Raw genomic sequence first — 15,558 nt, forward strand, 5'->3', positions numbered from 1 at the left:
ACATTCCGCCGGGTGGTTTAAGCGGAAAATATTTTAACTTTAGCTGGTTATTGGATTAACTACAATGAATCCGTTAATGGTTTCCGGCGAATTGCCACGTTCCCAGCCATATAAGGCGTCGCAATTTTAAAAGATGATTAAATTGCGGAATCTTGCGCTGTTAAATATAGCAAATTCAAAATTTGATAAAGCTATCCGTTACAATGACGGACACGCCTGAACAACAAGTGAAATTAAAAGATAGCGAAAAGTGCAGACGAGAGTTTTCACGTTAGCCGGAACGATTAATGACTAAACGCAAATACAATTTTTATGCTGGCTTATCCGCCAGCAGTTATAAGCAGGCAAGAGCCGGAAATCTTCTACCGTTTTATAGCGGTTATAATCCCAGCTCACTAAGGCCTGGGTGATCATCAGGACGGCATCGAGGCAGCCAGAAATAGTTACGCTCGTCTTCGCGAACAGGCAGGTCATTTATACTGGCGTAGCAGAAGTAAAACAGAAAAGGCAGCTCAGAAAAAGTGCGGGCCGGATAACCAGCCCGCAGTAAAGATTAACCTTCGTTGTGCATTTCGAGGCTTTCCACCTCGTTCTGACGCGCCAGCGCTTTAGCATCGTCATTGCGCAGCGATTGCAGATACTCCAGATATTGCAGATCGACATCTTTCGTCACGTAAATGCCGTTAAATACTGAACATTCAAACTGTTCAATATCCGGGTTCTCTTCGCGAACCGCTTCGATCAGATCGTCGAGATCCTAGAAGATCAGCGCATCGGCTTTAATCAGCTGGCGAATCTCTTTCACTTAACGACCGTGAGCAATCAGCTCGGTGACGCTCGGCATATACACAGCGTCCGCCCGACCCCAAACGAACTGAAATCAGCACAGCCGCCGTCCCGCCGTCGAGAAAATGGAACCGCCGATAAACTCTGCCCGCCATCGGACGAAACCAAAGCATCACACCAAACGCATTATATTCAAATTGAAAGCGCTAACCTGGATAGCAAAATTTTTTCCTGCGCAACTTCATATAGGCCATCAAACAAAAACAAACATCCATCATTCTCTAACACGCTAAACCCTTCATTCCCGCACGCAAAATAGACACCAATACTTCCCTCTTCAATCCCTTCTAATTTGTATTCATAAATATCAGTTATTTTTTTGCCAACGTAACCGGATAATTGAATAGCTGTCTGTATTGGGTAAGCAAACTCATCTTCAATATCTTTAACATCCAGAAGTGCAGGCTCTTTTTTTTCAAGTGTCCAGGTTAAAGTGCCTTCATCAATGCTTAACGATACCCAACCAGAAGCAGAAAGCTGAAAAAACAATACAAGTATCCGACAAACCAATTCATCCTTTATAAAAAAAGAACGAAACCTGAAACCTCTAAAAAATTCATTAATCACCATACCGCTCTCCTTTAAAATTTCGATGACCTTTCAGGAATTAAGGTATCAAAATCATATTTACTTTCAGATAAAACCCTTAAACTTACGGTACTGTTTGTCTTTTCACTAAAGATATGGATTAAATCATACTTACCCCGGACAGAGGAACTAGGGATGATCATGCTGATCTGAGTTGCGTTTTCTAAGGTTTCTTTTACTGTTTTTTTTGCCTGCTCAATGCCAGCTTTACCTGGCGCATAAGGTAAACGTCCTTGTCCAATCTTTTTTCCTAACTTTTTGTCGAGATTTGCTGATTGTGTTAAAAGAAAATCATTAATATTACCCAAGTTTTTAAGTTTTACGCATCCTCTTTCAACTTTCTTCAGAGCGTCAACCGCTGCACTCTTCGTTTTCATAGTAGAGTGAACAACCCCGGAAGATATTCTTCCCATCGTTAAGCCAGCGGCGACAGAAGCCCCAGCCATCAGCAGGCCTTTGGCCTGGTCAGACATCATCTGGTCATAACCGGCGGGCGCCTCGCCTCCCAGCTGTTGCGCGGCCTGCCTGAACCCTTCAGGGTTGCCGTTATACATCCCCCCTGCCGCCAGCAGCCGTCCGGCAGCTTTGCTGTTAATGGTGCTCAGCGGCGCGGGCTGCTTTGTTTGCGCCTGGCGGGCAGGTGTGGGACGCGGTTTTCCGCCCCGTTTGCTGTAGTCGCGGCGGGTAACTGACCGGTTATATTCCCGGATAATATCCCGCGCCCCGTCAAACTTAAACGCCAGCCGGTCGCGGCAAATCAGTGCGCCCTGCTCATCAATATAGAACAGCGATCCTTTTGAGAAAGCATAGCCGCCGAGCATCACCACCTCGCCGCTGAAGAGCATTCTTTTCAGCTTTTCCCGCTCCCGTGGCCCGTGCGGCGGCGGCTGGTTGTTGTAACCGTTAAAGGCGCGCTCATGCATATTAATCAGCTGAAAACCGAAATGCATACGATCGTCAAATACATATTTACTGTCGACTTTCGGCCAGGCAAAAACAGGCCTGATGATTTCCTCGTATCTTTCAGGCGCCAAATCGTCACGCGGCAGGTAATAAAGATCGGTTCCGGGCAGGCTGAAGCTCATACATCATATCCTTATGATGGAAATAGCGAGATAAACAATTGCACATTCCGACCGGTGGTTCAAGCAGAAAATGCTTTAAATTCAGCCCATTAACAGATTAACTATAATGAATCCGTTAATGGTTTCCGGCGAATTGGCACGTTCCCAGCCATATAAAGCGTCGCAATTTTAAAAGATGATTAAATTGCGGCATCTTGCGTCGAAAAATATAACCAGAGAGGACACAGGTAATGCCAACCATTAAAATAACAGACATGCCTGCACAACAAGTGAAATTAAAAAAATAGCGAAAAGTGCAGACGAGGGCATCACGTTAGCCAGTACGGTTAATGACTAAACGCGAATATAATTTTTATGCTGGCCTGCTAGCCAGCAGTTATAAACTGAGCGGCATGGGTCATGCGATAATGGCAGAAATAAAACAGAAAAGGCAGGACAGAAAAAGCGCGGGCCGGATAACCGGCCCGCAGCGAAAATTAACCTTCGTTGTGCATTTCGAGGCTTTCCACCTCGTTCTGACGCGCCAGCGCTTTAGCATCGTCATTGCGCAGCGATTGCAGATACTCCAGATATTGCAGATCGACATCTTTCGTCACGTAAATGCCGTTAAATACTGAACATTCAAACTGTTCAATATCCGGGTTCTCTTCGCGCACCGCTTCGATCAGATCGTCGAGATTCTGGAAGATCAGCGCATCGGCTTTAATCAGCTGGCGAATCTCTTCCACTTCCCGACCGTGTGCGATCAGTTCCGTAGCGCTCGGCATATCGATGCCATAGACGTTCGGAAAACGGATTTCTGGTGCGGCAGAGGCCAGATAGACCTTCTTCGCGCCCGCTTCACGCGCCATCTCAATGATCTGTTCCGAGGTGGTGCCGCGTACGATGGAGTCATCCACCAGCAGGACATTCTTATCACGGAATTCGGCGCGGTTGGCATTCAGTTTACGGCGCACCGCGTTACGACGCAGCTGCTGACCCGGCATGATAAAGGTACGGCCAACGTAGCGGTTTTTCACAAAGCCCTGACGGTAAGGCTTATCAAGGATGCGGGCGATTTCCAGCGCCACGTCGGTGGAAGTTTCCGGGATAGGGATCACCACATCAATATCTAAATCTTCCCACTCGCGGGCGATTTTCGCGCCCAGCTTGGTGCCCATGCGGACGCGGGCGCTGTAGACCGAAATCTTATCGAGGAAAGAGTCCGGGCGCGCAAAATAGACATATTCAAACAGGCACGGGTTATTGCGCGGGTTTTCAGCGCATTGGCGGGTGTAGAGCTGACCGTTAACGGTGATATAGACCGCTTCGCCCGGCGCCACGTCGCGCAGAAACTCAAAGCCCAGCGTATCCAGCGCCACGCTTTCCGAAGCGACCATATACTCGGTGCGGCCTTCAGCCAGATCGCGTTTGCCCATCACTAACGGACGAATACCGTTAGGATCGCGGAAGGCGACCATGCCATGCCCGATAATCATCGCCACGCAGGCGTAGGCGCCGCGCACCTGCTGATGTACAGCGGCCACGGCAGAGAAGATATCGTCCGCTTCCAGCGGGTGGTGCGGACAGCGATCCAGCTCCTGAGCGAAGATATTCAGCAGAATTTCAGAATCGGAGGTGGTATTCACGTGACGGCGACCGCTTTCAAACAGCTGTTTACGCAGCTCGTGCGCATTGGTCAGGTTGCCGTTGTGGGCCAGGGTAATACCGTACGGGGAGTTGACGTAGAAAGGCTGCGCTTCGGACGCGCTGGAGCTACCGGCGGTAGGGTAACGCACATGACCGATGCCCATATTGCCCTGCAAACGCTGCATATGGCGTGCTTCGAACACATCGTTGACCAGCCCGTTCGCCTTACGCAGACGGAAACAGTTCAGCGCATCGATGGTACAAATGCCTGCGGCATCCTGCCCACGGTGCTGCAGCACCGTTAACGCGTCATAAATCGACTGGTTGACCGGCATAAAACCGGTGATACCGACAATACCGCACATGTTGTCATATCCTCATTGGCCGCACACCCGGCGCGATTACCGGGGCAAAAAACTCGACGTGCTTTGCAGATAGTCAAAGAACCATCTGATGATGTAACTGAACTCAGGAATCAGTTGAGACTGTTGCCAGTCCGGGCTTTTGGGAAAGCCGGTAAAGGTATCGAGGAAGAACAGCATCGCTGAAACGATTAGCACGCCGCGCAGCGCCCCGAAGCAGACACCCAGTACTCTGTCGGTTCCCGACAAACCCGTTTTTTCGACCAGCGAGCCAATCACATAGTTCACTATCGCTCCGACAATCAGGGTAGCGATAAAGAGCACTGCGATAGCGATGCCGTTGCGCACCAGCTGATCGTCAAATCCGGTGAACCAGACAGCAAGGAAGGGATAGTAATGACTGGCAACAAAGAATGCGCATCCCCAGGTGATAAGAGATAAAGCTTCCCGAACAAACCCACGGATCAGGCTGACAAGAGCAGAAAAACTAACAATCCCAATGATGACGTAATCTATCCAGACCATGAACTCTTCCAGCGACAATGCCCCTGCATCCAGTTCGGGGCGCATTCTAACAGAAAAAGAAAACGTTTGCGTAGCGTTTTCCCCATCACATAAAAATAAAAAATCGGCCAAAAAAATGCAGCGGAGACAGGCGCAGCGGCAAAACCCGGTACGGGATCCGCTGCTGCGCCCATTGCTTAACGCGCGCTATAAGGCTTAACTACGCCGCTCAGTCCAGAGAGGCTTTTCAGTTCGCCTACCGCCGACTGCATTTTCGCCTTCGAGGCATCCGGGCCGACATAGATGCGAGTAATCTGCCCCTGTACCGGCGTTGAGGGCACGGTAAAGGCGCGGTAACCGGAAAGACGCAGCTGTGCCACGATCTCATTCACTTTCGCGGCATTTTTCAGCGCGCCGAGTTGCACCACATAAGCCTGCCCGGTCGGCGCCGTTTGTTCTACCGGCTTTGGCTGTTCTACCGGTTTCGGCTTCGGCGTTTCTACCGGCTTCGGTTTAGGTGGTTCCACCGCTTTGGGCTTCGGCTGTTCCGTGTTTACTTTCGGCGGCGATTGCACCACCGGCGGCGGAGCAACTACCGATGGCGCGCTGTTATGCTGCGGTACAGCCGCGCCGTTATCGCCCGACTGCTGCGGACGATTGCTGCCGCCCCCGATCGCCGCGCCTGCGCCCTCTGGCGGCTGCGAAGGCAGCGACTGCGTGACCGGCGGCACCATATCGCTATCCTGCTGATCGTCCGGCTTCGGCACCAGCGGGATCGCCGCGAATTCTTCTTTATAATGTTTTTTTTTGCCGTCAAGCAGGCCTGGCAGCACAATGACGCCAACGGCGACCAGAATGACCGTGCCGACTAAGCGGTTCTGAAACTTACTTGCCACTGCCCTTCTCCGTATCCATCGCTTCCATGACCTGTGCCACGGTATGGAAAGATCCACATACCAGCACAATATCCTGCTCAGCTGCCTGCTGCATGGCGGCCTGCCATGCAGCGGTAACAGAACCAAAGGCATGCGCCCGATCCGTTTGCAGCTCGGCCATCAGCTGTTCAGCGCTGGCGCCGCGCGGGCCTTCCAACGGCGCTAAATACCAGCAATCCACCTGCGGAGCCAGAGACGCCAGGGTACCGGCAATATCTTTATCATGCAACATGCCCACCACCGCATGCACCTGTCCCGTTTTCGGCAACTGCGCCAGCCGTCCGGCCAGATAGCCTGCGGCATGCGGGTTGTGCGCCACGTCCAGAATCACCCGCGGCTGCTGCGCCACGGTTTGAAAGCGTCCCGGCAGCACCGCTTTATCCAGATGCTGACGAATAATCGCTTCACTGACCTGCAGCCCGGAGGCACTTAACGCCGCCAGCGCCGTCGCCGCGTTAGGCAACGGCACCTGCGGCAACGGCAGGTTTTCCAACGTGACGTGGGCATTACTGAAGCGCCAGCCGCTTTCCTGCGCCTGCCAGCTCCAGTCGCGCCCTACCTGCTGCAGCCCAGCGCCGGTTTCCTGCGCCACCTGAGCGATGCTTTGCGGCATATCAGGCTCGCCGACTACGGCAGGTTTGCCGGCCCGGAAAACGCCCGCCTTTTCGCGGCCGATGCTTTCACGATCCGGACCCAGCCAGTCGGTATGGTCCAGCGCGATGCTGGTGATCGCCGCCACATCCGCATCAACGATATTGGTGGCGTCCAGGCGACCGCCCAGCCCCACTTCCAGGATCACCACATCCAGCGCCGCCTGTTTAAATAGCTGCAGCGCCGAAAGCGTACTGAATTCAAAATAGGTCAGCGAGGTGTCGCCGCGTCCCGCTTCGATAGCGGCAAAGCTGGCGCTATGCGCCGCTTCCGGCAGCTCATCGCCCTGAATGCGCACCCGTTCGGTATAGCGCAGCAGGTGCGGCGAGCTATATACGCCCACGCGATAACCGGCGGCCATCAGCAGCGTTTCCAGCGTACGGCAGGTGGTGCCTTTGCCGTTAGTGCCGGCAACGGTGAAAACAAAGGGGGCGGGTTTTAACAGCTCGAGCGTGCGGGCTACGCGAGCTACACGCGTCAGTCCGAGATCGATGGCCTGCGTATGCAGACGCTCAAGATAATAAAGCCACGCGGCCAGAGGCGACGTGGCTTGAGGAAGGTGAAGATTTTCCATGGATCCCGTTCACAAAGTTACGGTTCATTGGTGAAAGGCGCCGTGCAAGACGCCTTTCCATCATCTGTCAGGCCTCTTGGCTTTCCGCTTTCGGCTCATCCGGCAGCTCATCACTGTCAGACAGCGGCGCAGGCAGATTCTGCATTTTCGCCAGCAGGCTTGCCAGTTTAAAGCGCATTTCCGGACGACGGATAATCATATCGATCGCGCCTTTTTCAATCAGGAATTCGCTGCGCTGGAAGCCCGGCGGCAATTTCTCACGTACCGTCTGCTCAATCACGCGCGGGCCGGCAAAGCCAATCAGCGCTTTCGGTTCCGCCACGTTCAGGTCGCCCAGCATGGCGAAACTGGCGGAGACGCCGCCCATGGTCGGGTCGGTCAAAACAGAGATATAAGGCAGACCGCGCTCGCGCATTTTCGCCAGCGCCGCACTGGTTTTCGCCATCTGCATCAGCGACATCAGCGCTTCCTGCATACGGGCGCCGCCGCTGGCGGAGAAACAGATCAGTGGGCAGTTATCTTCCAGCGCCTGCTCTACGGCACGAACAAAACGCGCGCCGACGACGGAGCCCATTGAGCCGCCCATAAAAGAGAACTCAAACGCGGCGGCCACGATCGGCATGCTGTGCAGCGTACCTTTCATGACAATCAGCGCGTCTTTCTCTTCGGTTTCTTTCTGCGCCGCAGCCAGACGATCCTTATACTTTTTGGAGTCGCGGAACTTGAGCACGTCTTTCGGCTCCAGTTCGCTGCCCAGCTCAACCAGCGTGCCCTGATCTAACAGGCTGTGCAGACGCTCGCGCGCGTGCATACGCATGTGATGATCGCATTTTGGACAAACTTCCAGGTTGCGCTCCAGCTCGGCACGGTAAAGCACCTGCCCGCAGCTGTCGCATTTTGTCCAGACCCCTTCAGGAATGTTTGCTCTGCGCGACGGGGTAATTGTGCTCTTATTGAGAATTCGTTCAATCCAGCTCATTGATGACCTTTCTGTTTGAACCTGGTGAGACCAGTTTTTCTTGTTGCTGCTGAAGCCGTCTTCAGCAGACCATAAATGTCGCTCATTAAACCATAACCATTACGCGCTGTGGATAAAAATCTGGTCATACCGGTTGACGCCGATAGCTTAAGGCTGTTTTTGCTGGCGGGCCGCACGGCGATGACGCCACACTTCCACGACGCCCGGCAGTATCGATACCACGATAATCGCCACAATCAACAGCTTCAGGTTTTCCTGTACCATCGGCAGGGCGCCAAAGAAGTAGCCCGCATAGGAGAACAACAGCACCCACAGCAGCGCGCCGGTTACGTTAAACAGCGCGAAATGGCGCCAGGACATATGCCCCATGCCTGCGACGAACGGCGCAAAGGTGCGAACGATCGGCACGAAGCGCGCAAGAATAATGGTTTTTCCGCCGTGACGCTCGTAAAAAGCGTGGGTTTTATCCAGATAGCTGCGGCGAAAGATACGCGAATCAGGGTTACTGAATAACTTTGCGCCAAACAGTCGCCCAATGGTGTAGTTCACCGCATCGCCCAGCACCGCGGCGATCGCCAACAATGTCACCATAAGATGAACGTTCAAATCATTATCAGGCAGCGCCGCCAGCGCGCCGGCAACAAACAGCAGGGAATCGCCTGGTAAAAAAGGCGTCACCACCAGTCCGGTTTCGCAAAACAAAATCAGAAACAGAATGGCGTAAACCCAAATGCCATACTGCGCCACCAGCTCGGCCATATGGACATCAATATGCAGGATAAAATCGACAACAAAACGGATTAGATCCATAACTCTTCCTTAGTGAGTGGCAGCGCCTGAAAGTTAATCTTCAAGAAAAAGCGGCCCCATCGGGGGCTGCGGTAAAGCAAAATGCGCCGGATAATCAACGGCGACCAGATAAAGGCCCTCCGCTTTCGCCGTCGCGGCGGCCAGCTTGCGATCTTTGGCCGCCAGCAGCTCCGCCATCCAGCCTTCGGGCTGATTGCCGCAGCCGATTTCCAGCAAACTGCCAACAATATTGCGCACCATATGGTGAACAAAGGCGTTGGCCTTAATATCCACCACCACATAACTGCCGTGGCGGCTAACGTTAAGGTGTATCACATTGCGCCACGGGGTACGTGACTGGCACTGCACCGCCCGAAACGAGGTAAAATCGTTTTCACCCAGCAGGCACTGTCCGGCGCGCTGCATTTTTTCCGTATCCAGCGGCAGATGAAAATGGGTCACGCCGCCGTGCAAAATCGCCGGACGCAGCCGGTGGTTATAAATCACATAGCGATAACGCCGTGCCGTCGCGCTAAAACGCGCATGGAATTCGTCCGGCACCGCTTTTACCCAGCGCACCGCGATATCGTCCGGCAAATTGGCGTTAACGCCCAGCGTCCAGGCGGCATCTTTCCGTACCGAAGTGGTTTCAAAATGCACCACCTGGCCGGTGCCATGAACGCCCGCGTCGGTTCGCCCGGCGCAGAATACCGTAACCTCATGGTTCGCCACCTGCGACAGCGCCTGCTCCAGACGTCCCTGTACGCTACGGACTTCCTGCTGCCGCTGCCAGCCGTAATAGCGGCTGCCGTCATATTCAATACCGAGCGCCAACTTATAGACGTTCGGGTTAACCGCCTGAGTCATTAGTACAGATACTCCTGTACCAGCTTCTCAGCGGTTTTTATCGCCATTAGCGCGCCGCCGAAGCGCACATTATCGGCCACCGACCAGAACTGCAGCAGCTCCGGGATGCCGTAATCGTTGCGCAGGCAGCCTACGTTGAGGTTGGCGTTATCAGAGGCATCGGTAACCTGCGTCGGATAGTCGTTTTCATCGGACAGTACGATCTCATCAATGCGCGACAGCTCATCGCGCGCCTCCTCGGCCGAAAGCGGACGCAGGCTTTCCAGATGCACAATCTGCGCGTTGCCGTAAAACACCGGCGCCTGCACGCTGCTGACCGCGATCGGCAGCCCTTCGTCCTGCAGCACTTTACGCACCTGATCCACCAGCCGACGCTCGCTTTCCACGCTGCCGCTACTGTCCGGCAGCTGCGGCAGCAGGTTAAACGCCAGCTGACGACCAAAGTGATGCTCTTCAGCTGGCAGGCCGTTCAGCAGACGCGCGCTCTCACCCGCCAGTGAATCCACCGCCACCTTGCCGTGCGCCGATACCGACAGCAGGTTGGTGACCTGTAACCGCCCGATACCGGCCAGATCGGTAAGCGGCTTGATGGCGCTCAGCAGCTGGCTGGTCAGGCTATCCGCAACGCTGATGATATTGCGGTTACGGTAATCAGCCAGCACCTGCGGATTGACATCCGGCACCACCAGCGGCACGTCCGGCTCAAGGGCGAACAGATCGCTGCTGTCGATCACCAGACAACCGGCGCTGGCCGCTTCATCCGCGTAGCGCGCCGAGGCGTCACGACCAGCGACGAAAAATGCCAGCTGCGCCTGCGACCAGTCAAAATCACCGGCATCCTGCACGCGCAGCGACTGCCCGGCGAAACGCACGCTTTCACCGGCGCTGCGTTCGCTTGCCAACAGATACATTTCACCAACCGGGAACTGGCGTTCGGCCAGCAACTCCAGTAAAGCGTTCCCTACTGCGCCTGTCGCGCCTAAAAGCGCAATATTCCAGCCGTCAGACATGTTGGTTTACTCCAGACAATGACATAAAAACAGAAGGCGGTGATATTCACCGCCCGTTGATTCAGATTATTCCCCTGCGTTAAACGCCGGCAAATAATAAGGGTTATGCGGGTTGATGGACCGCATTAAAGCCCAGCTTTTGCAGTAGCGCCGCCGCCTCAGCGTCGTCACACTCTACCCGCAGCGATGACCATTCGCGACGCTCCAGATACTGTTTGCGCAGGCGGTCAAATTCACCGGGCTGGCCTGCGACTTTTCTTAGCGGCGCATCATCACGGCGCACATCATACACCAGATGCGCCAGACGTTTTAGCGTTGGCTGATCGAGCGGTCCATGCAGCGTAATGCGGCCGAACTCCGGCACCGGCAGCAGCGTCTCCAGGCTAACCTGCTGCGGCTGTCCGATAAAACGGCTCCAGGCTTCAAAAACCTGCGTGGTGCCGCGCGCTTTACCCTCCAGGGTATAGCCAGCGATGTGCGCGGTGCCAATGTCCACCCGCTCCAGCAGGGCGACGTTCAGATCCGGCTCCGGCTCCCACACGTCCAGTACCACGCTTAAGTCGCGGCGCTGTTGCAGCACCCGCAGCAAGGCGGCGTTATCCACCACCGGCCCACGGCAGGCGTTGATTAAAATCGCCCCTGGTTTCAGCGCCTGCAACAGCGCCTCATCCGCCAGGTGCAGCGTTTGATAAGGCCCATCTTTATACAGCGGCGTATGGAACGTCAGCACATCCGCCTCCGCTACCAGTTTTTCCAGCGGATAAAAATCACCCGCGTCGCCGCGATCGGCGCGCGGCGGATCGCACAACAGGGTCTTTATGCCCAGCGCTTCCAGCCGTTTTTGCAGGCGACCGCCAACGTTGCCGACGCCGACAATCCCAACGGTACGATCGCTCAGCTGAAAGCCATCGCGCTCCGCCAGCATTAGCAGCGCGGAAAAGACATACTCCACCACGGCGATGGCGTTACAGCCCGGCGCGGCGGAAAAGCCTATGCCGGCGCGCACCAGAAAATCCTCATCGATATGATCGGTGCCTGCCGTAGCGGTGCCGACAAATTTTATCGCCTTGCCGTTTAGCAACGCCTCATTCACCTTCGTGACCGAGCGCACCATCAGCGCATCGGCATCGTTCAGCGCCTCGGTGGGCACCGGCCGGCCGGGTACGGCGACCACTTCCCCGGTGCGGCTGAACAGCTCACGGGCGTAAGGCATATTTTCATCTACCAGAATTTTCACAACGGCTTTCCTGCATCGACTGAAAAATTGGCGGTTATGTTGCCATAACCCGGGGCGGAATTCATGCCGCGACGTGCCGTCGGCGCGCGCGATAACGCTCTGGCGTGGTGCCTGCCTGCTGCTGAAACATGACGATCAGCGCAGAAGAAGAACTGTAGCCCAGTTCCAGCGCGATATCCTGTACCTGCTTCCCCTGCTCCAGCAGCGAAATCGCCTGCAGAAAGCGCAGCCGTTGGCGCCACTCGCTAAAAGACATCCCCAGTTCGGACTGGCAGCGCCGTGCCAGCGTACGCTCGGTGGTATAAACCTGCTGCGCCCACTGCGTCAGCGGCGGTTATCGCCGGGATGATTTTCCAGCGCCTGCAGCACCGGCGCCAGATATTTATCATCAGAGCGTGGCAGATAGCTTTCCTGTACTGGCGCCTGCAGCAGCTGGTCCCGCACCGCTTCGCACAGGCGCAAATCAGCCGTGGTTTGCGGCAGCTGCAGTTGCCGCGCCGCGAAATCAGCCATAATCGCCTTAACAATCGGACCGCTCTGGATCAGACAGACCTGCTGCGGCATCCCTGTGCAGAGTTCGGCGGCAAGATTAAAGGTGATCAACCGCGCATGCTTATGGTTATAACTGCTATGTTCACGTCCGGGCGGGATCCAAACCGGAAACGCCGCCGGCGTCAGCAGGCGTTTTCCCTCGACTTCAACCTGCAGTACGCTGCCTTCCACAAAAATCAGCTGCCCCCAGTGATGCTTATGAGACAAATACTCGGTACGCATATTCGTCTGCTCATAGCGCAGGAAAAAACGAAAATCGCTGGCAACGTCGGGTTCCTGATAAACAAGCTGAACCATCTCTTCTCCGTTTGCGCCGAACGGCAAACTGTCCGGCCGGTGATGAATTTTGTCCGATATTAACTATCTGTCTGAAAACGGACAAGCGTACACTGCCACCCTCCATTCAAAACCATGAAACGGCTATGAGCTTTTTATTTCCTTTGTTTGCGGTGCTGATATGGTCAGTGAACGCTATTGTCAGCAAGCTTTCCGCTGGCGCTATCGATCCGGCGGCGATCTCGCTTTATCGCTGGCTGTTGGCCTTGCTGGCGCTCACCCCTTTTGTGCTGCCTGCGGTCTGGTGCAATCGCCGAGCGATAGCGCAGGTTTGGTGGAAGCTGCTGGTGCTTGGTCTGCTGGGCATGGTGCTGTATCAGTGTCTGACCTATTACGCGGCGCACAGCGTTACCGCCCTGTTTATGGGGATCCTCAACGCGCTGATCCCGTTGCTGACCGTGCTGTTAAGCGTGTTTATTTTACGCGTCGCGCCGACGGTGGGGATTCTGGTGGGCAGCCTGCTTTCGTTTGGCGGACTGGTGTGGCTGGTTAGTCAGGGAAATCCGGCGCAGCTGCTGACGCACGGCATGGGCCAGGGCGAGCTGATGATGTTTGCCGCTTCCACCGCTTATGCGTTGTATGGCGTGCTGACGCGACGCTGGGCGCTCACGCTGCCGGGCTGGCAAAGTCTGTATATGCAGATTTTCTTTGGCGTGCTGCTGTTAATTCCCGGCTTTTTACATGCGCCGGATGTCAGCCTGACGGCCCGGAACATTCCGCTGGTGCTGTTTGCCGGTATTCCCGCCTCCATTATCGCGCCGTTCCTGTGGATCCAGGGCGTGCTGCGCATCGGCGCCAGCACCACCAGCATTTTTATGAATCTGGTACCGATTTTTACCGCCGTAATTGCCGTGCTGTTTTTGCATGAAACCCTGCACAGCTACCACTTTATCGGCGGTGGCATTACGCTGCTGGGGGTGTTGGTGGCGCAGCGCCTGCGCATCGGTCTGCGATAAACGCCGCAAGCGGTGAATTATCCGGCCTGATTCCCTACATTTTCCCCGCCAGGATTGGTATCATAGCGGACTATTCTATTTTTCCGGCGCGCCCCGGATATTGACCTGCCGTTTTAAGGATTCCGCCATGCAACCTCTTACTGGCCCCGGCGCGCCCCAGGGCGAACGCACCACTGTATCCGGCCAGACCCCTCGCGGCGGCGGCACGCCCGGCGAACAGCCGCTCTCTCCCGGACAGCGCACCACGCTGGAACGATTAGTGGTGCGGATTATGTCGCTGAGTACCTTAAAGGCGCCCGAGCTGTGGGCGGGATTACGCCGTGAGGTTGGCGTGAAGAACGATGCCGAGCTGCAGTCGCGTCACTTTCCCGCTGCTGAAAATTTCCTCAATGGCAGACTGACGCAGGTACAGAATAATCACGCCACGCGCCAGCTGTTACAGCAGCTGACCGAGCTGCTGCCGCAGGGCAATAATCGGCAGGCGGTGAGCGATTTTATTCGTCAGCAGTTTGGCCATACGGTACTCAGTTCGCTATCGCAGGATCAGCTGCGCCAGGTGCTGACCATGTTGCAGAACGGCCAGATGACCATCCCGCAGCCGCAGCTGTTGCGTAACAGCGATCGTTCGCTGCTGCCGGCGGAGCATCAAACGCTGAATCAGCAGGTGGTCAAACTGGCGGCGGCGACCGGCGAGCAGTCTTCTACGGTGTGGTCATCGGCTCTGAAGCTGGTCGGTCTGAAAAGTGGCGATCCGATCCCGTTACGCCACTTTCCGCTGCTGTCGCAATATCTGCAGGTTCGTCAGACGCTAAGCCAGCAACATGCCCCGACGCTGCATATGCTGGAGACCGCGCTGAAGCATCCGCTGGATCGCGTTGAACAGCAGATGCTGGAAGAGTATAGCCAACAGAATTTCCAGGCGACGCCACAGACCGTGCTGACCACTGCGCAGGCGCAGGATCTGCTGAATCTGCTGTTTTCCCGCCGCGCCGAACGCATCAGCGAAAGCGATACGTCGCGCGCAGCCAGCGATATCCATCCGCAGCCGATCTACAATCCGCTGGTGCCCTGGCTTCCGGCTCCGCTGCAGCCGCTGGCAAACCGGCCTGCGCTGGCGGCGCTGATCGTGCTGCTGGTACTCGGCCTGCTGTGGCTACTGTTCTGATTAACAACCGCAGTCACGCGCCGTAGCCTGCGGCGGCCATTCGCCCGGGCTATCGCCAGTCACCACCGGATGCTGGTCACGCCGCCAAAAATCGAGACCGCCGATCAGCTCCTTTACCCGCAGCCCGGCGCTGGCCAGTTTCCATGCCGCTTTTGTCGAACCATTGCAGCCGATGCCATCGCAATAGGTAATATAAACCTTACTGCGATCAAGGAGTGCCAGCTTTTCCGGCGTCATCTCCCGATGCGGAAAATGCATGGCGCCGCAGATATGCCCGGCCTGCCACGACTGCGCTGAACGCGCGTCAATCACCACTATCTCCGTCACGCCGTTGGCCAAATCTTCGGCTACATCCCATGCATCTGCATAATAAGCGAGTTTTTGCGCCAGCCAGGCGGCGCTGGTCTCTGCGTTAGGTGGGGGGAAAGCGAGAACGCTGGAAGTTACTGACATCTTTTTTCTCCGGTGGTTTTTCTGCCATCATAGCGGCACT

Annotated in this window: 14 protein-coding genes and 3 pseudogenes; 2 read left to right on the forward strand and 15 right to left on the reverse strand. The window is 55.5% G+C overall.

Features of this window, described 5'->3' with window-relative positions; translation table 11 throughout:
• Positions 1-379: 379 nt before the first annotated feature.
• The 14 genes and pseudogenes from K6958_RS14100 to K6958_RS14165 all read right to left on the reverse strand — a co-directional run.
• Positions 380-487, reverse strand: a pseudogene (locus tag K6958_RS14100) (DUF1348 domain-containing protein); the annotation flags it as partial.
• Between the two features lie 66 nt (positions 488-553).
• Positions 554-844 (reverse strand): annotated as a pseudogene (locus K6958_RS14105) (amidophosphoribosyltransferase); the annotation flags it as partial.
• Positions 845-978: 134 nt separating this feature from the next.
• Complete coding sequence (locus K6958_RS14110; RefSeq protein WP_249891727.1) at positions 979-1,416, reverse strand: hypothetical protein; 438 nt, start codon at positions 1,414-1,416, stop codon at positions 979-981.
• 11 nt (positions 1,417-1,427) lie between these two features.
• Positions 1,428-2,519: a DUF8093 domain-containing protein gene (locus K6958_RS14115; RefSeq protein ID WP_249891728.1), complete on the reverse strand. Its 1,092-nt coding sequence runs from the start codon at positions 2,517-2,519 to the stop codon at positions 1,428-1,430.
• 476 nt (positions 2,520-2,995) lie between these two features.
• Complete coding sequence (gene purF, locus K6958_RS14120) at positions 2,996-4,513, reverse strand: amidophosphoribosyltransferase (RefSeq protein WP_249891729.1); 1,518 nt, start codon at positions 4,511-4,513, stop codon at positions 2,996-2,998.
• Between the two features lie 36 nt (positions 4,514-4,549).
• Positions 4,550-5,035 (reverse strand): colicin V production protein, encoded by a 486-nt coding sequence (gene cvpA / locus K6958_RS14125; protein WP_249894698.1) that lies wholly within the window; start codon positions 5,033-5,035, stop codon positions 4,550-4,552.
• 176 nt (positions 5,036-5,211) lie between these two features.
• Positions 5,212-5,910 (reverse strand): cell division protein DedD, encoded by a 699-nt coding sequence (gene dedD, locus K6958_RS14130; protein WP_277614684.1) that lies wholly within the window; start codon positions 5,908-5,910, stop codon positions 5,212-5,214.
• Positions 5,900-7,174: a bifunctional tetrahydrofolate synthase/dihydrofolate synthase gene (folC, locus tag K6958_RS14135; RefSeq protein ID WP_249891731.1), complete on the reverse strand. Its 1,275-nt coding sequence runs from the start codon at positions 7,172-7,174 to the stop codon at positions 5,900-5,902. The genes dedD and folC overlap by 11 nt, the downstream gene beginning before the upstream one ends.
• A 67-nt stretch (positions 7,175-7,241) precedes the next feature.
• Positions 7,242-8,153 carry an acetyl-CoA carboxylase, carboxyltransferase subunit beta gene (gene accD / locus K6958_RS14140; RefSeq protein WP_249891732.1) on the reverse strand — a complete coding sequence of 304 codons (912 nt, stop codon included), beginning with the start codon at positions 8,151-8,153 and terminating at the stop codon, positions 7,242-7,244.
• Between the two features lie 147 nt (positions 8,154-8,300).
• A complete protein-coding gene (locus tag K6958_RS14145) occupies positions 8,301-8,963 on the reverse strand; it encodes a DedA family protein (protein WP_249891733.1) in 663 nt (220 codons plus the stop codon).
• A gap of 33 nt (positions 8,964-8,996) precedes the next feature.
• Positions 8,997-9,809 (reverse strand): tRNA pseudouridine(38-40) synthase TruA, encoded by an 813-nt coding sequence (gene truA / locus K6958_RS14150; protein WP_249891734.1) that lies wholly within the window; start codon positions 9,807-9,809, stop codon positions 8,997-8,999.
• The gene (locus K6958_RS14155) at positions 9,809-10,819 is read right to left on the reverse strand and encodes an aspartate-semialdehyde dehydrogenase (protein WP_249891735.1); all 1,011 of its coding nucleotides are present in this window, start codon (positions 10,817-10,819) and stop codon (positions 9,809-9,811) included. The genes truA and K6958_RS14155 overlap by 1 nt, the downstream gene beginning before the upstream one ends.
• 103 nt (positions 10,820-10,922) lie before the next feature.
• A complete protein-coding gene (pdxB, locus tag K6958_RS14160; RefSeq protein ID WP_249891736.1) occupies positions 10,923-12,056 on the reverse strand; it encodes a 4-phosphoerythronate dehydrogenase PdxB in 1,134 nt (377 codons plus the stop codon).
• A gap of 61 nt (positions 12,057-12,117) precedes the next feature.
• Positions 12,118-12,905: pseudogene (locus K6958_RS14165) on the reverse strand (helix-turn-helix domain-containing protein).
• A 125-nt stretch (positions 12,906-13,030) separates the two neighbouring features.
• Here K6958_RS14165 and K6958_RS14170 point away from each other — a divergent pair.
• Both K6958_RS14170 and flk read left to right on the forward strand, forming a co-directional pair.
• Positions 13,031-13,900 carry a DMT family transporter gene (locus tag K6958_RS14170; protein WP_249891737.1) on the forward strand — a complete coding sequence of 290 codons (870 nt, stop codon included), beginning with the start codon at positions 13,031-13,033 and terminating at the stop codon, positions 13,898-13,900.
• A gap of 127 nt (positions 13,901-14,027) precedes the next feature.
• Positions 14,028-15,065: a flagella biosynthesis regulator Flk gene (gene flk, locus K6958_RS14175; RefSeq protein WP_249891738.1), complete on the forward strand. Its 1,038-nt coding sequence runs from the start codon at positions 14,028-14,030 to the stop codon at positions 15,063-15,065.
• Here the strand turns inward: flk and K6958_RS14180 are convergent, their stop codons facing one another.
• A complete protein-coding gene (locus K6958_RS14180; protein ID WP_249891739.1) occupies positions 15,066-15,518 on the reverse strand; it encodes a rhodanese-like domain-containing protein in 453 nt (150 codons plus the stop codon).
• Positions 15,519-15,558 lie beyond the last annotated feature (40 nt).

The organism is Mixta hanseatica (genome assembly GCF_023517775.1).
Taxonomy (GTDB): domain Bacteria; phylum Pseudomonadota; class Gammaproteobacteria; order Enterobacterales; family Enterobacteriaceae; genus Mixta; species Mixta hanseatica.